20 protein-coding genes and 1 pseudogene are annotated in these 20,573 nt (G+C 63.0%); 16 read left to right on the forward strand and 5 right to left on the reverse strand.

Features of this window, described 5'->3' with window-relative positions; genetic code table 11:
• Positions 1 to 36 precede the first annotated feature (36 nt).
• The gene (locus tag BBJ41_RS12055) at positions 37 to 1,029 is read right to left on the reverse strand and encodes an IS5-like element ISBmu2 family transposase (protein WP_006412423.1); all 993 of its coding nucleotides are present in this window, start codon (positions 1,027 to 1,029) and stop codon (positions 37 to 39) included.
• A 233-nt stretch (positions 1,030 to 1,262) separates the two neighbouring features.
• Between BBJ41_RS12055 and BBJ41_RS12060 the strand changes: the two genes are divergently transcribed.
• The 7 genes from BBJ41_RS12060 (at position 1,263) to BBJ41_RS12090 (ending at position 5,342) form a co-directional block, all read left to right on the forward strand.
• The gene (locus BBJ41_RS12060; protein ID WP_069746588.1) at positions 1,263 to 1,616 is read left to right on the forward strand and encodes a hypothetical protein; all 354 of its coding nucleotides are present in this window, start codon (positions 1,263 to 1,265) and stop codon (positions 1,614 to 1,616) included.
• Positions 1,617 to 2,178: 562 nt separating this feature from the next.
• On the forward strand, positions 2,179 to 2,607 hold the full coding sequence (locus BBJ41_RS12065) for a hypothetical protein (protein WP_069746589.1): 429 nt from the start codon (positions 2,179 to 2,181) through the stop codon (positions 2,605 to 2,607).
• A 12-nt stretch (positions 2,608 to 2,619) separates the two neighbouring features.
• Positions 2,620 to 2,961 (forward strand): hypothetical protein, encoded by a 342-nt coding sequence (locus tag BBJ41_RS12070; protein WP_156814775.1) that lies wholly within the window; start codon positions 2,620 to 2,622, stop codon positions 2,959 to 2,961.
• A 167-nt stretch (positions 2,962 to 3,128) separates the two neighbouring features.
• The gene (locus BBJ41_RS12075; protein ID WP_069746591.1) at positions 3,129 to 3,452 is read left to right on the forward strand and encodes a DUF7716 domain-containing protein; all 324 of its coding nucleotides are present in this window, start codon (positions 3,129 to 3,131) and stop codon (positions 3,450 to 3,452) included.
• A 104-nt stretch (positions 3,453 to 3,556) separates the two neighbouring features.
• Positions 3,557 to 3,994, forward strand: a complete 438-nt coding sequence (locus BBJ41_RS40360) for an SMI1/KNR4 family protein (RefSeq protein WP_156814776.1) — start codon at positions 3,557 to 3,559, stop codon at positions 3,992 to 3,994.
• Between the two features lie 390 nt (positions 3,995 to 4,384).
• Entirely contained in the window at positions 4,385 to 4,867 is a 483-nt protein-coding gene (locus tag BBJ41_RS12085) for a DUF4265 domain-containing protein (RefSeq protein ID WP_069746593.1), read from the forward strand.
• A gap of 106 nt (positions 4,868 to 4,973) precedes the next feature.
• Positions 4,974 to 5,342 carry an immunity protein Imm33 domain-containing protein gene (locus BBJ41_RS12090; RefSeq protein ID WP_069747674.1) on the forward strand — a complete coding sequence of 123 codons (369 nt, stop codon included), beginning with the start codon at positions 4,974 to 4,976 and terminating at the stop codon, positions 5,340 to 5,342.
• An 81-nt stretch (positions 5,343 to 5,423) separates the two neighbouring features.
• Here the strand turns inward: BBJ41_RS12090 and icmH are convergent, their stop codons facing one another.
• The 4 genes and pseudogenes from icmH to tssJ all read right to left on the reverse strand — a co-directional run bounded on the left by icmH (position 5,424) and on the right by tssJ (position 9,476).
• Positions 5,424 to 6,206, reverse strand: coding sequence for a type IVB secretion system protein IcmH/DotU (icmH, locus tag BBJ41_RS12095; RefSeq protein WP_069746594.1), 783 nt, complete (start codon positions 6,204 to 6,206; stop codon positions 5,424 to 5,426).
• A pseudogene (gene tssK / locus BBJ41_RS12100) lies at positions 6,203 to 7,548 on the reverse strand (type VI secretion system baseplate subunit TssK). Before tssK ends, icmH begins: the two are co-directional and overlap by 4 nt.
• Before the next feature lie 203 nt (positions 7,549 to 7,751).
• The gene (locus tag BBJ41_RS12105; protein ID WP_006412423.1) at positions 7,752 to 8,744 is read right to left on the reverse strand and encodes an IS5-like element ISBmu2 family transposase; all 993 of its coding nucleotides are present in this window, start codon (positions 8,742 to 8,744) and stop codon (positions 7,752 to 7,754) included.
• 120 nt (positions 8,745 to 8,864) lie between these two features.
• Positions 8,865 to 9,476, reverse strand: coding sequence for a type VI secretion system lipoprotein TssJ (tssJ, locus tag BBJ41_RS12110; RefSeq protein ID WP_069746595.1), 612 nt, complete (start codon positions 9,474 to 9,476; stop codon positions 8,865 to 8,867).
• A gap of 374 nt (positions 9,477 to 9,850) precedes the next feature.
• Here tssJ and BBJ41_RS12115 point away from each other — a divergent pair, with 374 nt between their 5' ends.
• The 9 genes from BBJ41_RS12115 to tssA all read left to right on the forward strand — a co-directional run bounded on the left by BBJ41_RS12115 (position 9,851) and on the right by tssA (position 20,536).
• Positions 9,851 to 10,489, forward strand: a complete 639-nt coding sequence (locus BBJ41_RS12115) for a tetratricopeptide repeat protein (RefSeq protein WP_069746596.1) — start codon at positions 9,851 to 9,853, stop codon at positions 10,487 to 10,489.
• 44 nt (positions 10,490 to 10,533) lie between these two features.
• Complete coding sequence (tssB, locus tag BBJ41_RS12120; RefSeq protein ID WP_027788514.1) at positions 10,534 to 11,049, forward strand: type VI secretion system contractile sheath small subunit; 516 nt, start codon at positions 10,534 to 10,536, stop codon at positions 11,047 to 11,049.
• 15 nt (positions 11,050 to 11,064) lie between these two features.
• On the forward strand, positions 11,065 to 12,555 hold the full coding sequence (tssC, locus tag BBJ41_RS12125; protein WP_069746597.1) for a type VI secretion system contractile sheath large subunit: 1,491 nt from the start codon (positions 11,065 to 11,067) through the stop codon (positions 12,553 to 12,555).
• 72 nt (positions 12,556 to 12,627) lie between these two features.
• Complete coding sequence (locus tag BBJ41_RS12130; protein ID WP_006477093.1) at positions 12,628 to 13,131, forward strand: Hcp family type VI secretion system effector; 504 nt, start codon at positions 12,628 to 12,630, stop codon at positions 13,129 to 13,131.
• Between the two features lie 62 nt (positions 13,132 to 13,193).
• Positions 13,194 to 13,679: a type VI secretion system baseplate subunit TssE gene (tssE, locus tag BBJ41_RS12135; RefSeq protein WP_006477092.1), complete on the forward strand. Its 486-nt coding sequence runs from the start codon at positions 13,194 to 13,196 to the stop codon at positions 13,677 to 13,679.
• 77 nt (positions 13,680 to 13,756) lie between these two features.
• A complete protein-coding gene (gene tssF / locus BBJ41_RS12140) occupies positions 13,757 to 15,592 on the forward strand; it encodes a type VI secretion system baseplate subunit TssF (protein WP_069746598.1) in 1,836 nt (611 codons plus the stop codon).
• A complete protein-coding gene (tssG, locus tag BBJ41_RS12145) occupies positions 15,556 to 16,656 on the forward strand; it encodes a type VI secretion system baseplate subunit TssG (RefSeq protein WP_069746599.1) in 1,101 nt (366 codons plus the stop codon). The genes tssF and tssG overlap by 37 nt, the downstream gene beginning before the upstream one ends.
• Positions 16,657 to 16,700: 44 nt before the next feature.
• Positions 16,701 to 19,370, forward strand: a complete 2,670-nt coding sequence (tssH, locus tag BBJ41_RS12150; protein ID WP_069746600.1) for a type VI secretion system ATPase TssH — start codon at positions 16,701 to 16,703, stop codon at positions 19,368 to 19,370.
• Positions 19,371 to 19,414: 44 nt separating this feature from the next.
• The gene (gene tssA / locus BBJ41_RS12155; protein WP_069746601.1) at positions 19,415 to 20,536 is read left to right on the forward strand and encodes a type VI secretion system protein TssA; all 1,122 of its coding nucleotides are present in this window, start codon (positions 19,415 to 19,417) and stop codon (positions 20,534 to 20,536) included.
• Positions 20,537 to 20,573: the final 37 nt, after the last annotated feature.

The raw sequence follows: 20,573 nt of genomic DNA on the forward strand, positions 1-20,573 counted from the left end.
TTTGGCGCGTAAGCGAGCCTCCCCTGCTCGCATTTTTCATACGCATGACGGACTGCTCCCATGGACCGATCGCAACAGATTTCGCGCAATCACCAGATTCGCCAGAGCGAACAGGCTGAACAGTTGCGCGGTGTTCTTGGCCAAGCCCTTGTATCGGGTCTTGCGATGCTGAAACAGATTCTTGACGATATGAAACGGATGCTCAACCCGCGAACGGATCTGCGCCTTGGTTCGCTCGAGCGCGATCACCAGGTCCTTCAGCGCTCCTTCTTGCATCGCCTTGATCTTTCCCCGCCTGGCAGCGACGTGCCACTTCACGGCCTTGCCCGCCATTTCCTCGCGCTTGTCGACGCCAATGTAGCCCGCGTCGGCGAACACCTGCTCTTCATGCCCGTGCAGCAGGGCATGAGCTTGCGATACATCCGACACGTTGGCCGCCGTGCCAACCACACTGTGAATCAGGCCCGAGTCGGCGTCGACGCCAATGTGGGCTTTCATGCCAAAGTGCCATTCGTTGCCCTTCTTCGTTTGATGCATTTCCGGGTCACGGCTCTTCCCGGCATTCTTGGTCGACGGCGGCGCTTCAATGATCGTCGCGTCAACCAGCGTGCCTTCCTTCATCATCAGCCCACGCTCGCACAGCGAGATGCCAATCTCGTCGAACAACTTCCGTGTCAGTTCGTGTTCGATCAGCAGGCGCCGGAACTTCAACAGCGTGGTTGCATCAGGCACGTTCTCGATCGCCAGATCGATGCCGGCGAAGGCTCGCAGCGTGATGCTGTCATACAGCGCGTCTTCCAGTCCTTCGTCCGACAGTCCGTACCACTGTTGCACGAAGTAGATTCGCAGCATCCGCTCAAGGCCAATCGGCGGGCGACCTCGCGTGCCCTTCGGATAGTGCGGTTCGATGGCCGACAGCAAGCGCTGCCACGGAACGACCTTCTCCATCTCTTCCAGGAAGCGTTGGCGCCTCGTCACTCGCTTCTTGCCTGCAATTTCCGCTTCCGCGAAGCCGATCTGCCTCTTCATCGTCGTGGGTCCGTTCCGTGAGCTGTCTTCTAAACGTCCTCGGCTACGTCTGCGATGACCGCCGAGCCGAATAAATCAGCGTTTCCCTAGAGATCTGTTAGCTAAAGATATTAGAGATCTGAGGCAAAACACGAGTGCGCCCAACGAGTGTTTGCAACGCCTCATTGCTCTTAATAAGACGATGTACCCTGGCGCATTCAAGAAATAACATTTTGTTATAAGGAGCTTCAGTCATGGATACGCAGAAATTCGTTGCCGATATCAAGAGATATGTGCAAGAGCAGGCGGTGAATGATCTGATCAAAACGTTTACCGCCCCGCCGGGCAAAAGGCCCCGTGCTCAATTGGTCAGGGTGTCAGAGTGGCGTGCGCAATTGAATAGCGATGAGCAACAGATACTGGACGAGGTGATTGCAGAATCAGTGAGAGTTGCTTTGTTTGGTCTCTTTGCGGTGATCGATGGTGCAAGGGTCGTGGACGAAGATGTCGATCGATTTATCATTACCGCTTTGAAGCATGATGGGGGCAGCGTGGTACTCAATGAGGATGCCGCCGTCGATCTTCATAGTGAATTTGCACCAGACTGAGGTTGACTGTTGCTGGTGCATAGTCGTCGGTCGTTGGGGGCACGCTGTGTAGCACCCCAACGTCCATGCTGGAGAACGGAGCGGACGCGATTCATCTAGGGGCTGCTGAGTCGTGCAGACCCGCGCGGATCGCTGGCGTTGTGGCTGTCTGGTTATCCGAGCTACATATATTGTCGTTGAGGATCAGCTGGCAAGTATCGTATTGAGTGCCACGAAGAAAGTCGCCATATTCGCTACTGATATCCCTCCGGGTGATGGTTGATGTCAAACCGATTGAAGGTTACCGAGCGAGTCGGGTATATGCGATTGCTGGAATAGATGATTGGAATGGTGTGATGTAATTTTTAAAGAATCTCTTGACAGATTCGGACTCGAAAATTGAATGGGGCGAATTGACATGGTTGCTTCGCGAACCGCTATCATAAGTTTTATTCTCCTGTCATTTGCGACAGCATCTTAGGCCGACGATTTTCGTCCCAGAGCTGCCGCAGCTCCGGACCTCGCTCATCCAAAGCTCTTCAAAGCCAACGGCCTGAGCTTCCAGCTTCCGGCAGACTGGCGGGTGACGGCAAACGACCGCCTTCAGGATACCGACGGCCGAGGCGTCAGCATCGAAGCCGACAAGGCCGCATTCGAGGTGTTGAATCTGGACGTCGTCGTTCAGGTGTTGCGAACCAAGGTCGCACCTTCGTTCGAAGGTACGGCGCAGTACCTCTACCAGAGCCAGGTAGATGACAAGCCCACGCAATACACCAAGCCGGACTTTGCACCGTTCATGCTGAACGACAAATATCCGGCGCTGGTGTCACGCTATACGCACAAGATCTTCAACGACGATGAGCTCTACGCACATCGTCTCGATATCGTTACGAGCAAGGTCTGCGGCAAAGGTTGGACTTGCGTTGTCTTCTCGTCGGGATTGGCCGCTAACGAGAGTGCTGTAAAGCAGGGTATGGCCAAGATCTATGAAACGATCCGCTACCAACCCTGATTTTCAGCGTCGGTGACGGTCCACTTCTCTTCTCTCGACGCTGCGTTTCGGGCACATCCGATCCGGATCGCAGACTGGGGATACATGCTCTGCCGAGAGGTCGAGCTCGCCGCATCGGGCGCAGCGTTTTTCGACGACGTAGAAGATCCTGGGTGCTGCCGGCGCGCCGCGTTTGCGGGAAGGGCCGGCAACCTGATCGTGTTGACCATTGACGTTGCTTCAACGTGTGACAGCGTGCTGTTTGCATGCGACAGACGAATCGACACCGACCGGATCTGGCGTGATGTGCTGCCAGACGAATTCTCGGAGTGGATCGATGCCTTCGATATCGTGTATTTCGGGCAACCGAGATAGCGGATTGCTGTTCGTCGGGAATGCGCCGCCGAGCATCGGGCGACGCGCAATGTCTGCAACGAAAGATAGCCAGCCAAGCCCACCAGCGTGGAATTGGCATAATCACGGCTTGCTGCCGCGATTTCTCGGCCACCCCGACGATTCACCCAGTTACAACTGCACTACCCATGTCGATCTCCACCGCGACCGAAGTGTCGCTGAAGCACATTCTTGAACACCCTGGCGATTTCTCCGGATGGCTCTGCCTGCCACCGATGCCGTGGACGCTCGATACCGAGGGCATTTTCTCCGAAGACACGAAGGGCGCAGACACCGACGAAAACACGGCGCCCGTCATTGCAACCCAACCCGGCTGGCAGGTCACCCTGGACAGCGCGACAATCGAGGACATCGTGATCAATGCACACGACCAGGTCGACGAACCGAGCGTTATGCAATTGCTCGACGCGTTCGTCTTCTATGTCGAGAACGACGCATTTATCCTGTTCTGACGATGGGTTGGTTGCGTAATGGTAGGCCGATGCATTGCCATGATTCGTCTGACATCGGGCTATCAAACAGAATCGGCAACGAGTGAACTTTGGGCGAGAACACGATGACGCTTCCCGATGATGTGCATGCCCATTTGTTGAAACAGACCGGTAATGTGGAGCGCGACGACCCAAAAGCGGTGCTCGACGCACTCGACCATCTCGGTATCTTGCGCGACACCGAATTCGCAGTCTTCTATCTCACATACCAAGGGCCTTTCATCAGCCGTCGCCCAGTTGCAGAGTTGTGGGATCTGCTCGATTACTCGGGTATCGTCGCGTCGCTCGACTACGTGCGGGATCGCTATGAATTTCCGGACCACCTGTTGCCGCTGACGTCGGACGAAGGCGAGGGAATGTACCTGTACGATGCGCTGTCCGGCGCGGTTCACGACTACGATTTGGGCACGCATGTCCGATTCATGGCCGGCGAAATCGATGCGCGCTGGGCGACGTTCTCGGCGTTCCTGATGTGGTATTTCGACGATACGGCTGCAGGTTAGATCGACCGCAGTTGATGCATTGCGACGACAGCCAGCGATGAACGATCAATACCTATGCACTCGACAGATCTGGAGGTCCAAATCGAACACGCGCGCGAAGGTGGCACGGAAATCGTCTGTTCGGGGGGCAGCCTCCGATGCAACGATCCGTGCCGCGGAGACGGCGTTGCTGATCGCGTTTCCACCGTCTTTCGTTGCTTATCTGGCTTGCTACGGTGCGATCGAGATCGACTGACGTGTATTCGCCAGGCTGACGCACGACGAAGCCGGTGTACAGGGCGATGTCGTGAGCTTCACGAAGACATGCGAGCATCGCGATGAAACGCGCTGCCTATTACACTTCGGGCAAGCTTTAGACCGGAACACCGCCTCACACTTGATGCGAATGACATGCACGACCACGAATTCGAAGTGATCTACGTCTACGCAGGCGCCTCCAGCGACGGGCATCCGGTTCACGAAGAACTCCCCGCGCGCGAGATCGCCCCAGGCGACTACGAACTGCTGGCGTCCCCCGGGCTCACGCTGAATCTCGCCAAAGGCGACATCATCCGCATCGACGATCGCGATCGTCCCGCGACCGTGTTGAAGCGTGGCGGCAACTACTGCATCCAGGTCTACGGCGACACCATTCCGCACGACGAAATCGACCGGCTCGCACACGAAGTGGAGACCGAACTCGGCGGCACGCTCGACGGTCGCTACGGCGGCTCGCTTGCGCTATCGGTACCGTCGAAGGCCGCCGACGAGCGAATTCGCGCGGTATTCGATGGCTTCACCGCGAGAACCGGTCTCGCGTGGTACTACGCGAACATCTACCGGAATTTCGAAGATCCCGACGACGAGACGTTGCTCGACTGGTGGATCGACTGATAACGGAACAGTACCGATCGAGCGACCGGAGCGACCACACGCCGAGCGCCAACCTGCTTCTCAATCGGGATAACTCGCCGCACGACAGGGAAAAAATGGAATGAGCATGACAGACGATCCGTCGGCAATGCTTGCGCATCAGGAAGCTATCTGCACGCGATATGGCCTATCCGTCGTCGAACCTGAAGACATGGTCGCCGTCGCGATGTCGACGCTTGGGCGGATGCCTGTCTACGGCACGCGCATCGCGTTATCGGAAGGTGACAACATCGGCTGGTTTTTCCATTGCGGCGAATTTTCCGACGCCGCCGATTTTTACCAGCCGCTGCACGCCGGGCATCTGTCGACTTACTTGCCGTTGGTTCGACCGTACCTGAGGTTGCCGCCGGGTGCGCGCTTCATCATCGACGACACGGGCTACGAAGATGTCTGGATGGATTCGCCGGCCGACGACGCCTCGCGGGTAAGCCCTTGATGCCCCACCGCGCGCAGCAACAAAAAAGGACCGCTCAGCGGTCCTTTTTTCATGAAGCGTTGCCCCGACAACCGGCACCGCTCAAGGCAACGAAATCGTCAAATTAGCCGACTCCGGCCCGACCTTGATGACCTGCGAATAAGGCGCGAGCGCCTGCAGCGTCTTGTCCTTCAGATACGTGTTGAGCCCGACGTACCCGAGCAGCGCAACCAGCGCGAACACGGCCCCAATCGCCCACACCGGCACCTCGCGCTTCAACCGGTGCGCAATCTGATCCGGCAACGGCCAGTGCGGCGCGAACGGCGCGCGCTTGCCCTTCATATGCGCGATCTCATCCCCGAGCCGCGCCGTCAGGTAAGCGAGCTTCTCCGGCCCCTCGAGCAGATATTTCCCCTGGAACCCGAGCAGCAGGCACATGTGAAACACCTCGAGCGACTGCAGCCGCGCCGCGCCCTGCGCGCGGCAATCCTCGAGATACTGGAAGAACTTCTCGCCCGCGAGCTGTTCGCCGAACAGCACGAGCTGCAGCGGCCGGCGCTCCCAGTCCGCGCGGATCTTGAACTGCGACGACAGCACCATCTCGTCGACGGCCGCGCAGTACGCGAACTTCGCGCCGTACACGTCCTCGGCGGCGATATTCAGCTTCTTCGCGCCGCGCTCGAAATCCGACAGGAATTCCTGGATTCGCGTGCTGAACTCGCTCGCGCTGTCCGGCTCGCGGCCGTTCTTGAGCAGGAACAGCATGAAGAAGCCGTCGTACAGCAGGTCGAGCAGCGAACGGGCCTGGAATGCGGAGTCCGTCGACGACGGCGTATGCATGGGGGCCGGCGCGTTGTCGCCGAACAGGGAAGGCGCGTAGCTCATGATGTGACCGCGATCAGTTCGAATTTCAGGTCATTGATGCCAGTCGGCGCGTAGATCATCGCGGACTGGGCCTGCAGCATGCGCTCGTACAGCGCGCCGCGCGAATCGAGCGAGAAGTAGCACGCGCCGGGCCGCACCGGAATCGCGGGCGGCACCTGCGGCGTGTACGAAAGCCGTACGCCGGGCATGGCCGACAGCACCAGCTTGTCGACGTCGTCGGGCGCGCCGACCTTGAAGCGGGCCGGCACCGCATCGACGAGCTCGACGCTCGGCATGTCCGCGGACACCGCCAGGTAGAACTCGGTCTTGTCGTCGATCTTGCCCGAATCGAGGCGGCCGAGGTGGAACGACGGACGCACTTCGTCGAGCGTGATCGCGAAGTAGCGCGTCGAGATCACGGTATCGAGCAACTCGCGCAGCATCAGGTCGAGGCGCGCGAAGCTCGGGCCCGGATCGTCGTGGCGGTACACGGGCAGGTCGGCGAGCGTGTAGCCCTTCGAGAACGTCATCAGCTGGCCCGCGAGGCGCAGCAGTTCCTGGAACAACCGCTCGGGATGCAGCGACGCGTGCTGGTGCAGGTGCGCGAGCGTGGCGAACGCGGCGTTCGCGGTGTGCAGCAGCCAGAACGACGCGATGTCGCCCGAACGGAATTCGATGATGTTCTTCGACGGCTCGCGGTGGAAGCCGTACAGCGCGTTCACCTTCGCCTGCAGCGCATCGACCAGCTGGCGCAGCCGCTGGTGCAGGATCGGCGAGGCCTCGATCGCGAGGCACGGCGGTACGAAGCTGTCGTCGATCTCGAAGCCGGACGTCGCGGTGCGACGCACGCGCACGAGCGGCACCGACAGCAGCTGGTCGCGCGGCTCGCTGTGCGCGATCAGCTTGACCTGCGTTTTGAGGAACGTGATGTCGGCTTCGGCCGCGTCGGTGAAGTTGTCGGCGACGCTCGTCTGCTCGCTGACGAAACGCGTCATGAAGCCGGCGGCCGGATCGTCGCTGTAGTTGGTGCCGTTCTCGCGCAGCGGGTGCAGCGCGAGGTAGAACACGAATTCGTTGATGCCGTCGGGCAGCGTGTCCAGCGCGATCGGCGGCGGCAGGTCGTCGGCCTGCGGCGCGGCGTACAGCGCGCCGTCCGGGAACACGAGCGCGAGTTCCGCCACCCGCAGCACGTTGCTGCCGAGCGCGTCGCGGTCGATGCGCACCGAGCGCACGCCCCAGTTGTACGGCTGGATCGCCTGGATGGATTCGAACAGGCGCGCCTCGTGGTACGCATCCTGTCGCTGAAAGTGTTGAGGCCGGAGGAACAGCCCTTCCCCCACAGCACCTTGGCCGAATAACTCATGTCAAATCCGGTTAATGTCGCGTTGCGATGTAATCGATTTGTTCGTGCCCGAATTAAATCGCCAATTGTTAAGGAAACGCTGATCAATGGACCAACTTCCGAAGTTGCAGGCGAGATGGCTTCAAATTTTCTGGATGACGAAGCGAATCGGCGCTCAATTCAGTGAATTTGGCGCGTAAGCGAGCCTCCCCTGCTCGCATTTTTCATACGCATGACGGACTGCTCCCATGGACCGATCGCAACAGATTTCGCGCAATCACCAGATTCGCCAGAGCGAACAGGCTGAACAGTTGCGCGGTGTTCTTGGCCAAGCCCTTGTATCGGGTCTTGCGATGCTGAAACAGATTCTTGACGATATGAAACGGATGCTCAACCCGCGAACGGATCTGCGCCTTGGTTCGCTCGAGCGCGATCACCAGGTCCTTCAGCGCTCCTTCTTGCATCGCCTTGATCTTTCCCCGCCTGGCAGCGACGTGCCACTTCACGGCCTTGCCCGCCATTTCCTCGCGCTTGTCGACGCCAATGTAGCCCGCGTCGGCGAACACCTGCTCTTCATGCCCGTGCAGCAGGGCATGAGCTTGCGATACATCCGACACGTTGGCCGCCGTGCCAACCACACTGTGAATCAGGCCCGAGTCGGCGTCGACGCCAATGTGGGCTTTCATGCCAAAGTGCCATTCGTTGCCCTTCTTCGTTTGATGCATTTCCGGGTCACGGCTCTTCCCGGCATTCTTGGTCGACGGCGGCGCTTCAATGATCGTCGCGTCAACCAGCGTGCCTTCCTTCATCATCAGCCCACGCTCGCACAGCGAGATGCCAATCTCGTCGAACAACTTCCGTGTCAGTTCGTGTTCGATCAGCAGGCGCCGGAACTTCAACAGCGTGGTTGCATCAGGCACGTTCTCGATCGCCAGATCGATGCCGGCGAAGGCTCGCAGCGTGATGCTGTCATACAGCGCGTCTTCCAGTCCTTCGTCCGACAGTCCGTACCACTGTTGCACGAAGTAGATTCGCAGCATCCGCTCAAGGCCAATCGGCGGGCGACCTCGCGTGCCCTTCGGATAGTGCGGTTCGATGGCCGACAGCAAGCGCTGCCACGGAACGACCTTCTCCATCTCTTCCAGGAAGCGTTGGCGCCTCGTCACTCGCTTCTTGCCTGCAATTTCCGCTTCCGCGAAGCCGATCTGCCTCTTCATCGTCGTGGGTCCGTTCCGTGAGCTGTCTTCTAAACGTCCTCGGCTACGTCTGCGATGACCGCCGAGCCGAATAAATCAGCGTTTCCTTAACTCTTGTTAATTGACATTCGTGCGTCACGTTTAACCGCAGGAGACCGAAGAAAGCATATTCAGCGGTTGTGAAGGCGCACCCTGTTGCGGTGCGATGACGGTGCCATCGGTGACCGTCATCGCGCAATTATGCAGGCCGATGATTATGCCGGATTTCTCCGACTTCACCGGATCGAACGTCAGTTTCCATCGTTGTAGTGCGGGATCGCGGAACAGCGCGACGATGCCGAATGCCTGCGCTTCGCGCGAAACCTTCTCGGTCGCCGTATAGCGCTGGCCCGGAATCAGCGTGATTTCGCGCACATTCAGCAGGTCGGCGCCGAGCGCGGCCTTTTCCTTGGTCGGATCGGTAAATGCGTCGAACGGCGCCTGCTGGAACGACGTCGGGTCTTTCAGCGCATAGAGCCGCACGACGAGCGCGAGCGGTTTGTTGTCGGTCGCGGCATTCAGGTTCGGCGCGGCGGCCAGCGTGATGCCGAGGTTGCGCGGCGGTTTCTGCGCGTCGGGCAACTCGGGCTTGCCGATGCCGGCTGCCGACATCACGGCGCTCGCGGCCGAACCGAGCAGCGGGGCGGCCGCGCATCCGGCCAGAAGGGCGCAGGCAATGAGCGGCAGCGCGTAGCGAATCATGGACGATCTCATCGTTGTTTCCGGCGTGCCGCCTTTATCCCTGTCATAACTGCCGGGTATTTCCGCGTTCGCTGCGTATCCCCGGCATTGCACCGTTCAACTATTAAGCACGCCCGCGTCGTGGCAAGCGTCCGGAAATTTTTTCCGCCGTCCGGGCGGTGCGTCGCGAAACCAGTAAAACTTGCGCATTCCGGCCGAAAGAAAAACCGCTGCGAGCCAGCAGCGAGAGGCCATTCGAGGGGGTAGCGCCCGGTTTTAAAAGGAATTACTCTTCACACGACGATTGAATTATGAAAAATTGATCGGTACTATACCCGCGCGCTTCTTGCAAAGCAAAAGAACCAGATTCTCAACGATTTAAAACTCACGCGCCGGTGGATATAACGATGAAAGACCGTCTCTTCGCAAAACTGTCTGGGGTAGTGGTGGCTTGCGGCGTGATCGCCGGTTGTGCAAGCCAGCCTCCCGCGCCGCCGACTGCGGAAGTGTTCAACAAGTCGCTGGCCGATGCGGACGCCGTTGCGAAGGCGGGGGACCAGGACAAGGCGCTCGGCCTGTATCAACAGCTCGCGAAGTCGGACCCGACGCGCGAGGAACCGTGGTCGCGCATCGCGCAAATCCAGTTCGCACAGAACCATTACGGCCAGGCGATCGTCGCCGCGCAGGAAGCACTGCAGCGCGACGCGACCGATCGTCAGGCGAAGAGCGTGCTGGCCGTCGCCGGCCTGCGGATCGCGACGCAGTCGCTCGGCGAGCTGCGCCAGGATTCGTCGCTCGCGGGCGACGCGAAGTCCGATGCGCAGGCGCTCGCGAAGCAGCTGCGCGACACGCTGGGCGAATCGGCGCTGTTCCCGCCGGAGCAGCGGGCCGTGAAGCCGCGCCCGCCGCGCCGGGTCGTCCACCGTCCGAAGGGCGGCGGGGCCGCGCCGGCAACCGAGGCGGCCGCCGCTACCGCCACCGCGACGACGCCGACCACCCCGCCGCAAAAGGGCAGCGCTGACCCGTTCGGCGCACTGCGCAACTGAGCGCAACTGACGCGATAACCACAACTAACCTGGGAGCCGTCGAGATGGCCAAGAAAGAAAGCATTCAGAAAAGCTTGCAGAAAATACGGCCGCCGCGCGTCCAGCTGACCTACGAGGTCGAGAAGGGCGATGCGATCGAGGTGAAGGAATTGCCGTTCGTCGTCGGGGTCGTCGGCGATCTGGCAGGCCAGTCCGAAATCGAGCAGCCGAAGCTGCGCGACCGCAAGTTCGTCAATATCGACCGCGACAATTTCGACGACGTGATGAAGGCGATCGAGCCGCGTGCCGCGTTCCAGGTGGAAAACCGCCTGAGCGAAGGCGGCGGCAAGTTCGCGGTCGACCTGAAGTTCCGCTCGCTGTCGGATTTCAGCCCGGACGAAGTCGTCGAACAGGTCGAGCCGCTGCGCCGCCTGCTCGAGGCGCGCTCGAAGCTCGCCGACCTGCGCAACAAGCTCGCCGGCAACGACAAGCTCGAGGATCTGCTGTCCGAGGTGCTGAAGAACACGCAGCAGCTGCAGGAGCTCGCAAAGGGCACCGGCGGCGACAAAGACGGCGAATGACGACGGAGTGTTGAGATGAACCAGCAAACGGCTGCGGCCCAAGCGAGCGGCGCGGAATACGCCGCCGGGACTTCGTTGCTCGACGACATCGTCGAGAAGAGCAAGGTCGCGAAATCCGATTCCGAGCATGCGCGCGCCAAGGACCTGATCGGCGAACTCGTGCACCAGGTGCTCGACGGCACGGTGATCGTGTCGGACAACCTGTCGGCCACGATCGACGCGCGCGTCGCGGAACTCGACCGCCTGATTTCCACGCAGCTTTCCGCGGTGATGCACGCGCCGGAATTCCAGCGCCTCGAAAGCACGTGGCGCGGGATGGATTATCTGGTCAAGGAAAGCAATACGGGCCAGACGATCAAGATCAAGGCGCTGCACGCACCGAAGCGCGACCTCGTGCGCGATTTCAAGGGTGCGAGCGAGTTCGACCAGAGCGCGCTGTTCAAGAAAGTCTACGAAGAAGAATTCGGCACGTTCGGCGGCTCGCCGTTCGGTGCGTTGATCGGCGATTACGAGATCTCGCGCCAGCCGGAAGACATGTACTTCATCGAGCAGATGTCGCACGTCGCGGCGGCGGCGCACGCGCCGTTCATCGCGTCGGCGTCGCCGGAGCTGCTCGGCCTCGAGTCGTTCTCCGACCTCGGCAAGCCGCGCGACCTCGGCAAGGTGTTCGATACGGTCGAATACGCGAAGTGGAAGTCGTTCCGCGACGCGGAAGATTCGCGCTACGTCGGCCTGACGCTGCCGCGCTTCCTCGGTCGCCTGCCGTTCAATCCGAAGGACGGCCAGACCGCGGAGAACTTCAACTTCGTCGAAGAGGTGGATGGCACCGATCACGACAAGTATCTGTGGTGCAACGCCGCATGGGCGTTCGCTGCGCGCCTGACGGCAGCGTTCGACGACTTCGGCTGGTGCGCGGCGATCCGCGGCGTCGAAGGCGGCGGCCTCGTCGAGGATCTGCCGACTCACACGTTCAAGACCGACGACGGCGAAGTCGCGCTGAAGTGCCCGACCGAAATCGCGATCACCGATCGCCGCGAGAAGGAACTGAGCGACCTCGGCTTCATCCCGCTCGTCCATTGCAAGAACTCAGATTACGCCGCGTTCTTCGCTGCGCAGTCGGTGCAGAAACCGAAGAAATACAGCACCGACAGCGCGAATGCGAACGCCGTCCTGTCTGCCCAGCTTCAGTACATCTTCTCGGTATCGCGTGTCGCGCACTACCTGAAGGCGATGATGCGGGACAAGATCGGCAGCTTCGCATCGGCCACGAACGTGGAGACTTTCCTCAACCGGTGGATTTCGCAGTACGTCCTGCTCGACGACAACGCCTCGCAGGAACAGAAAGCGCAATTCCCGCTGCGCGAGGCATCCATACAAGTGTCGGAGATTCCGGGCAAGCCGGGCTCGTATCGTTCGGTCGCGTTCCTGCGCCCGCACTTTCAGCTCGACGAACTCTCGATTTCTCTGCGACTTGTCGCTGATCTGCCCAAACCGGCAAATTCATAAGCGAGTAAAAATCGCCCGGGCGGGCCGCCTGGGTAGGACGTTAAAACCACCTCTTTGGGGAGTCGAAGGGCCATGTTACATATGCACTTGCAGTTTGGTAGTCCGGCGGTGAAGGGCGAATCCGCGGACAAGGACCATCAGGGCTGGATCGAACTGAAATCGTGGGATCACTCGATCGTTCAGCCGCGTTCGGCAACCGCATCGACCGCAGGCGGTCACACGATGACGCGTTGCGAGCACGGCGACATGATTTTCACGAAGGAAATCGATTCGTCGAGCCCGCTGCTGTACCAGCACGCTTCGGGCGGCACCACGTTCGACGAGGTGACGGTCCATTTCTCGCGCGCAGACGGTGAAGGCAAGCGCGTGCAGTATCTGGAAGTCAAGCTCAAGTACGTGATCATCTCGAGCATCGCGCCGAGCGTTCGCGAGGAAGGTCTGCCCCTCGAAACGTTCTCGCTGAAGTACGCAGCCGTGCAGTGGAAGCAAACCCAGCAGAAGATCGGCGGCAACCAGGGCGGCAACACGCAAGGCGCCTGGAGTCTGACGAAGAACGACAAGACCTACGCGGTCTAAGGTCGGTTGCGGCAACGGGGCGCGCGGCGTCCCGTTGCCGTTTTCGTTGCAAATACCGGCCAATGAAGCGATTCGAACCCAGTTTTCTCGACAAGCTGTTCGACGACGAACCGCACCTGCCGGCCTCGGCCGCGATGCGGCAATTGTCGCTGGACGAGCTCAAGAACACGGTCGCCCGCGACGTCGAGGCGATTCTCAACACGCGTATCGCGCACACCGAAAACGAGCTGGCCGCGCTGCCGGAATGCCAGAAATCGGTGCTGACCTACGGGCTGAACGATTTCGCGGGGCTGAGCCTCGCGAGCCACTACGACCGCGCGTTCATCTGCAAGTCGATCCAGCAGGCCATCGCGCGCCACGAGCCGCGCCTGCAGCAGGTGCAGGTGACGTTCGAGCTGAACGAGCAGGCCACCAACGCGCTCTATTTCGCGATCCAGGCGCTGCTCGTCGTGCATCCGGCCGAGGAGCCGGTCAGTTTCGACGCGATGCTGCAACCGTCGACGCTGCAGTATTCGGTCACGCGCGCACGCGCCGCAAGAATGCAGTAAATCAAGCCGCCGAGCGGGCCGGACCGCCCGGTGATGGTTCAGGGTCCGGCAGGAAATATTGAGGTTCGGGGTCGTCGATGGAAGAATTGCTGCCGTATTACGAGCGCGAATTATCGTTTTTGCGGCGCTATTCGCGAGATTTCGCCGAACGCTATCCGAAGATCGCGGCACGGCTCGCGTTGTCCGGCGAGCATTGCGAGGATCCGCACGTCGAGCGGATGATCGAGTCGTTCGCGCTGCTCGGCGCGCGCATCAACAAGAAGCTCGACGACGATTACCCCGAATTCACCGAAGCGCTGCTGGAAGTGCTGTATCCGCACTACCTGCGGCCGTTCCCGTCGTGCTCGATCGCGCAGTTCACGCCTGCATCGCCCGGCCAGCAGACCGAACCGGTCGTGATCGATCGCGGCACCGAGCTGAAGAGCCGTCCGATCCGCGGCGTGCAGTGCCGCTTCCGCACCGCCTACGACGTGACGCTCGCGCCGATCCGCATCTCGGAAGCGCGCTACACGCCGGTCGCGCTCGCGCCGAGCGCGACGGTGCTGCCGTCCAACGCGACGGGCGTGATCTCGATCACGTTCGAATCGCTCGCCGCGCAGCTCGATCTCGGCGCGCTGAAGCTGTCGACGTTGCGCGCGCACCTGCACGGCGAGCAGTCGTTCGTCGCCGCGCTGACCGACTGCCTGTTCGTCAACGTGCTCGGCGCGTACGTCGAGCCCGAACGCAACGGCCGCTGGACGCCGCTGCGCAAGCTGCCGATCGCGCAGGCCGGCTTCGCCGAGGACGACGCGCTGATCGACTACCCGGCGAAATCGCATCCCGCGTATCGCCTGCTCACCGAATACTTCGCGTTCCCCGACAAGTTCGATTTCGTCGATTTCGACCTCGCGGCGATTGCGCGCGCGTCGGGCCGCTGCCAGCGCGCGACGCTGCACCTCGTGCTGCAGGACGTGCGCAGCGATTCGCACGTCGCGCGGCTGCTCGAACTGCTGACGGCGAGCCATTTCCGGCTGTTCTGCACGCCGATCGTCAACCTGTTCCGCCAGCACGGCGAGCCGATCCGCATCACGCACCGCGCGGTGTCCTACCCGGTGATCGCGGAGGCGCGGCGCGCGTTCGCGTACGAGGTGTACTCGATCGACTCGGTGAAGCTCGTCAGGCAGCAGGCGCACGAAGAGTCGGTGATCGAGTTCCGGCCGTTCTATTCGCTGCATCACGGCGAAGCGGCGCGGATCGGCCATTACTGGTTCGCGCGCCGCAACGACTGGGTCGCGCAGAAGAGCCCCGGCTACGAAACCGAGATTTCGATCGTCGACATCGATTTCGAGCCGACCTCGCCGCAGACCGACACGCTGAGCCTCGACCTCACCTGCACGAACCGCGACCTGCCGGCGATGCTCGCGTTCGGCCTCGAAGGCGGCGACCTGTTCCAGGAAGGCGGCGCGCAGACGAGCGGCATCGCGCTGCTGCGCCGGCCGACGCAGAGCGTGCGCTTCGAGCGCGGCCGCGCCGCGCACTGGCGCCTCGTGTCGCATCTCGCGCTCAATCATGTATCGCTGGTCGCGCACGGCCTCGCGCCGCTGAAGGAAATGCTGACGCTGTACGACCTGCGGCGCACCGCCGTGTCGATGCGCCAGATCGACGGCCTGGTCGGCGTCGAGCAGCGCGGCGCCGTGCAGTGGCTGCCCGGCAAGCCGTTCGCGACCTTCGTGCGCGGCGTCGAGATCCGGCTGACGATCGACGAGGAGCATTTCGTCGGCGCGAGCCTTGCGTCGTTCGTGCGCGTGCTCGACAGCTTCTTCGGCCTGTATGTCCACCTCAACAGTTTCGTTCAACTAGTCGTCGTGTCGAAGCGCACCGGCGAGGAGATCATCCGATGCAAGCCCCGGACCGGCGAATCGATCCTGGCGTAGTCGACGCGCTGCTCGACGAGCCGCACCGCTTCGAGTTTTTCCAGGCGGTGCGCGTGCTCGAAGGGCTGTTCGCGCGACAGGCGTCGGACGCGCCCGGCGCATGGCGGCAGGGCGACGTCGTCGCGCAGCGCATCGAATTCCGCAACACGCTGTCGCTCGGTTTTCCGCCGAGCGAGATCGAAGGCGTGCGCTCGTTCGACGACGACGGCACGCTGCTCGACTCGGGCGAGCAGCGCGGCGCCGCGCTCGCGGCCGGCGAACTCGGCCACGTCGAGCTGACGCCCGCGTTCTTCGGGCTGCTCGGCGGGCAGGGCGCGCTGCCGCTGCATTACACCGAGCAGATCGTCGCGCGCGAGCACCTGCGGCGCGATCACGCGGCGCGCGCGTTCTTCGACGTGTTCTCGAACCGCGCGACCGCGCTGTTCTATGCGGCGTGGAAGAAATACCGGCTGCCGTTCCATTACGAGCTCGACCGTGACGAGCGCTACCTGCCGCTGTTGCTCGCAATCGCGGGGGTGCCGAGCGACGAGGTGCGCGACAGCCTCGCGGCCGGCGCGGGCGGCGTGCTCGACGAGGCCGTCGCCGGCTACGCGCTGGCCGCGCGGCACCGGCCGATGTCGGCCGCGTACCTGCAGCGCACGCTGTCCGACTATTTCCGCGTGCCGGTGAAGATCGATCAGTTCGTCGGCAAGTGGTACGACGTGCCGCCCGACCAGCTGAGCGTGCTCGGCGAGGTCAACGCGGTGCTCGGCGCAACCGCGCTGGTCGGCGAGCGCGTGTGGCAACGCGACATGCGCGCGCGGATCGTCGTCGGCCCGCTGTCCAAGCGCGACTACGAGGCGTTCCTGCCCGGCGGCGCGCAGGCCGTCGCGCTCGAACGGATGCTGACGCTGCTTGCCGGCGTCACGCTCGAATACGAGGTGAAGCTCGTGCTGAAGCGCACCGAGGTGGGCGCGAGCGTGCTCGGCGCGGGCTCGCGGCTCGGCTGGGACGCGTTCCTCTGCACGCGCGACGCGATCGTCGACCGTTCCGACGCACGCTACGAACTGCACGTGATTCACTGATTCCAAACGACAACAAACACGCAATCGAACCTGAGATCGACGCCATGAGCACGCCTCTGAAGACCCTGATCACGAAACTGAATCCGCTGTGCCGGCATGCGGCCGAGCGCGCGGCGAGCGCGTGCCTGGCGCGCGGGCATTACGAGGTCGATCTGGAGCACCTGTTCCTCGCGCTGCTCGAAGAGCCGGCGGGCGACCTGCCGCTCGCGCTGCGCGCGAGCCGCGTCGATCCGCATGCGCTGCGCGCCGATCTGGAGCGCGAGCTGACGCACCTGAAGACCGGCAACACGCGCACGCCGGTGTTTTCCGTGCACCTGATCGCGCTGTTCGAGCAGGCATGGCTGATCGCGTCGCTCGATTCGCAGCTCGGCCGCATCCGCTCGGGCCACCTGCTGCTCGCGCTGCTGACCGCGCCGGATCTCGCGCAGTTCGCGCAGCGGATGTCGTCGCAGTTCGCGGAAGTGAACGTGACGGACCTGAAGCACAAGTTCGACGAAATCGTGTCCGGGTCGAACGAGGCCGAGCCGCGCCAGGCCGATGTGGACGATGGTGGCGCGGCGCCGGCCGGCGACGGCGCGGCACCTGCGGCCGGCCCGTCGAAGACGCCCGCGCTCGACACGTACACGACCAACCTCACGCAGCGCGCGCGCGACGGCAAGATCGATCCGGTGATCGGGCGCGAAGCCGAGATTCGCCAGGCGATCGACATCCTGATGCGCCGCCGCCAGAACAACCCGATCATGACCGGCGAGGCCGGCGTCGGCAAAACGGCGGTCGTCGAAGGGCTCGCGCTGCGCATCGCGGCCGACGACGTGCCGCCGCCGCTGCGCGGTGTCGCGCTGCACGTGCTCGACATGGGGCTGCTGCAGGCCGGCGCGAGCGTGAAGGGCGAGTTCGAGAACCGCCTGAAGAGCGTGATCGACGAAGTGAAGAAGAGCGCGCACCCGATCATCCTGTTCATCGACGAAGCGCACACGATCATCGGCGCGGGCGGCCAGGCCGGCCAGAACGATGCGGCGAACCTGCTGAAGCCGGCGCTCGCGCGCGGCGAGCTGCGCACGATCGCCGCGACCACGTGGAGCGAATACAAGAAGTACTTCGAGAAGGACGCGGCGCTCGCGCGGCGCTTCCAGGTCGTGAAGGTCGAGGAGCCGAGCGAGCCGCTCGCGGCCGCGATGCTGCGCGGGATGTCCGGCCTGATGGAGAAGCACTTCAACGTGCGGATTCTCGACGATGCGATCACCGAGGCCGTGCGCCTGTCGCACCGCTACATCAGCGGCCGTCAGCTGCCCGACAAGGCGATCAGCGTGCTCGACACCGCCTGCGCGAAGGTTGCGCTCGCGCACAGCGCGACGCCGGCGGCGATCGACGACACGAAGAAGCGCATCGAGCGGATCGACGCGGAAATCGCGTCGCTGGAGCGCGAGGCGGCCGGCGGCGCGTCGCACGACGAACGGCTCGGCGAGCTGCGCGGCACGCGCGGGACGGCGCTCGAACAACTGGCGAAGGACGAGGCGCGCTACGAAGACGAGCGCGCGATCGTCGCCGAAATCACCGAACTGCGCGAAGCGCTCGACAAGGCGCGCGGCCCGTCCGAGGACGGCCAGCCGGTCGACGTGCAGGCGACCCGCGACAAGCTCGCCGAGCGCGTCGCGGCGCTGCATGCGCTGCAGGGCGGCGAGCCGATGGTGCCGCTGCAGGTGGACGGCCACGTCGTCGCCGAGATCGTCGCCGCGTGGACGGGCATTCCGCTCGGCCGGATGGTGAAGGACGAGATCGACACCGTGCTGAACCTGCAGCCGCTGCTCGGCGCGCGCGTGATCGGCCAGGACCACGCGCTCGACGCGATCGCGCAGCGCGTGCGCACCGCGACCGCGAACCTCGAGGATCCGAACAAGCCGCGCGGCGTGTTCATGTTCGTCGGGCCGTCGGGCGTCGGCAAGACCGAGACGGCGCTCGCGCTGGCCGACATCCTGTACGGCGGCGAGCGCAAGATGGTCACGATCAACATGAGCGAGTACCAGGAAGCGCACAGCGTGTCGGGCCTGAAGGGCTCGCCGCCGGGCTACGTCGGTTACGGCGAAGGCGGCGTGCTGACCGAGGCCGTGCGCCGCAACCCGTATTCGGTCGTGCTGCTCGACGAAGTCGAGAAGGCGCACCCCGACGTGCTCGAGATGTTCTTCCAGGTGTTCGACAAGGGCGCGATGGACGATGCGGAAGGGCGCGAGATCGACTTCCGCAACACGCTGATCATCCTGACGTCGAACGTCGGTTCGACCGCGGTGATGGCGGCGTGCCTGAACAAGCCCGCCGAAGAGCTGCCCGACCCGGACGCGCTCGCCGAGACGCTGCGCCCGCAGCTGTACAAGACGTTCAAGCCCGCGTTCCTCGGCCGGATGAAGGTCGTGCCGTACTATCCGATCTCCGACGACGTGCTCGCCGAGATCATCGAGCTGAAGCTCGAGCGGATCCGCCGCCGGATCGAGACGAACCACAAGGCCGCGTTCGAGTGGGACGAATCGCTCGTCGAGGCGGTGCTCGCGCGCTGCACCGAAGTCGATTCGGGCGCCCGCAACGTCGACCATATCCTGAACGGTACGCTGCTGCCGGAGATCGCGGGCCACGTGCTCGGCCGGATCGCCGACGGCGCGGCCATCGCGCGCATTACGGTGCGCGCGGACGAGGCCGGCGAATTCGCCTATACGGTCGAATGAGCCCCCGCGCGCGACATCTCATGCATCAACGGATTCACTGAACCATGCCGATCAATCTCCCCGAGCTGCTGACGCCGATCAGCGAATCGTCGCCCAGCGGCGACGACCTGCTGTTTTCGAACGAATTCGACGCGATCCAGGATGCGCGGCGCTACGACGACCCAACGCTCGACCAGGGCGAATGGGTGACCGAGATCAAGGAGGCCGACTGGGGCTTCGTCGTCGACCATGCGGGCGAACTGCTGCGCACGCGCACGAAGGACCTGCGGCTCGCGGTGTGGCTGACCGAGGCGCTCGCGCTCGAGGACGGCATCACCGGCCTCACCGAAGGCTATGCGCTGCTCGAGGGCCTGTGCCGCGAGTACTGGGACACCGTGCACCCGCTGCCCGAAGGCGATGACACCGAGTACCGGCTCGGCAACGTCGCGTGGCTCTCCGGCCGCACGGCCGAGCTGCTGCGCGCGGTGCCGATGACGGACGGCGCGTCGAATGCGTTCAGCACGCTCGACTGGGAAGTGGCGCAGCACGTTGCGCAGTCCATCAAGCGCGACCCCGAACACGCGGACGACATCGCGCGCGGCAAGCCGTCGATCGACCAGATCGATTCGTCGCGGCGCGTCACGTCGATCGCGTTCTACACGGCGCTGCTGGCGAACCTGAAGGCGTTCGAATTCGCGCTCGACGCGTTCGAGGAGCGGCTCGTCGAGCGCGCGGGCGATTTGGCGCCGAGCTTCCGGCAGGCGCGCGACGCGTTCGAGACCGTGTACCGGCTCGCCGAGCGCTTTGCGCGCGAGCAGGGCTATACGGGCAGCGCGCCGCACACGCAGGCGGCGCCGCCCGCGCAGCCCGAGCGTATCGAGCCGAGCTTCGGCGACCCGATCCAGATCGAGGAGACTCACGTGCAGTCGCAGACCGCTCCGCGTCCGCCGGTGACGCAGATGATCGCCGGCATCCAGAACCGCGCGCAGGCCGTCGACCAGTTGCGCGCGGTCGCACGTTATTTCCGTCAGACCGAGCCGCACAGCCCGGTCGCGTACCTTGCCGACAAGGCGGCCGAATGGGCCGACATGCCGCTGCACAAGTGGCTCGAGAGCGTCGTGAAGGACGACGGCTCGCTGTCGCATATTCGCGAGCTGCTGGGCGTGAGGCCGGACGAGCAGTCGTAAGCGATGGCCGGCTAACCTGAGAGCGCGTGCCCCGTCG

The sequence above is a fragment of the Burkholderia stabilis genome, assembly GCF_001742165.1.
In the GTDB taxonomy this organism is placed as follows: Bacteria; Pseudomonadota; Gammaproteobacteria; order Burkholderiales; family Burkholderiaceae; genus Burkholderia; species Burkholderia stabilis.

Excerpts from the sequence above, each read along its gene's own strand:
- BBJ41_RS12090 (WP_069747674.1), top strand. The coding sequence starts at position 4,974 with ATGACAGACGATCCGTCGGCAATGCTTGCGCATCAGGAAGCTATCTGC.
- tssF (WP_069746598.1), top strand. The coding sequence starts at position 13,757 with ATGGAAGAATTGCTGCCGTATTACGAGCGCGAATTATCGTTTTTGCGG.
- BBJ41_RS40360 (WP_156814776.1), top strand. The coding sequence starts at position 3,557 with ATGACGCTTCCCGATGATGTGCATGCCCATTTGTTGAAACAGACCGGT.
- icmH (WP_069746594.1), bottom strand. The coding sequence starts at position 6,206 with ATGAGCTACGCGCCTTCCCTGTTCGGCGACAACGCGCCGGCCCCCATG.
- tssC (WP_069746597.1), top strand. The coding sequence starts at position 11,065 with ATGAACCAGCAAACGGCTGCGGCCCAAGCGAGCGGCGCGGAATACGCC.
- BBJ41_RS12105 (WP_006412423.1), bottom strand. The coding sequence starts at position 8,744 with ATGAAGAGGCAGATCGGCTTCGCGGAAGCGGAAATTGCAGGCAAGAAG.
- tssA (WP_069746601.1), top strand. The coding sequence starts at position 19,415 with ATGCCGATCAATCTCCCCGAGCTGCTGACGCCGATCAGCGAATCGTCG.
- BBJ41_RS12085 (WP_069746593.1), top strand. The coding sequence starts at position 4,385 with ATGCACGACCACGAATTCGAAGTGATCTACGTCTACGCAGGCGCCTCC.
- tssH (WP_069746600.1), top strand. The coding sequence starts at position 16,701 with ATGAGCACGCCTCTGAAGACCCTGATCACGAAACTGAATCCGCTGTGC.
- BBJ41_RS12130 (WP_006477093.1), top strand. The coding sequence starts at position 12,628 with ATGTTACATATGCACTTGCAGTTTGGTAGTCCGGCGGTGAAGGGCGAA.
- BBJ41_RS12060 (WP_069746588.1), top strand. The coding sequence starts at position 1,263 with ATGGATACGCAGAAATTCGTTGCCGATATCAAGAGATATGTGCAAGAG.
- BBJ41_RS12055 (WP_006412423.1), bottom strand. The coding sequence starts at position 1,029 with ATGAAGAGGCAGATCGGCTTCGCGGAAGCGGAAATTGCAGGCAAGAAG.
- tssG (WP_069746599.1), top strand. The coding sequence starts at position 15,556 with ATGCAAGCCCCGGACCGGCGAATCGATCCTGGCGTAGTCGACGCGCTG.
- tssJ (WP_069746595.1), bottom strand. The coding sequence starts at position 9,476 with ATGAGATCGTCCATGATTCGCTACGCGCTGCCGCTCATTGCCTGCGCC.
- tssB (WP_027788514.1), top strand. The coding sequence starts at position 10,534 with ATGGCCAAGAAAGAAAGCATTCAGAAAAGCTTGCAGAAAATACGGCCG.
- BBJ41_RS12115 (WP_069746596.1), top strand. The coding sequence starts at position 9,851 with ATGAAAGACCGTCTCTTCGCAAAACTGTCTGGGGTAGTGGTGGCTTGC.
- tssE (WP_006477092.1), top strand. The coding sequence starts at position 13,194 with ATGAAGCGATTCGAACCCAGTTTTCTCGACAAGCTGTTCGACGACGAA.
- BBJ41_RS12075 (WP_069746591.1), top strand. The coding sequence starts at position 3,129 with ATGTCGATCTCCACCGCGACCGAAGTGTCGCTGAAGCACATTCTTGAA.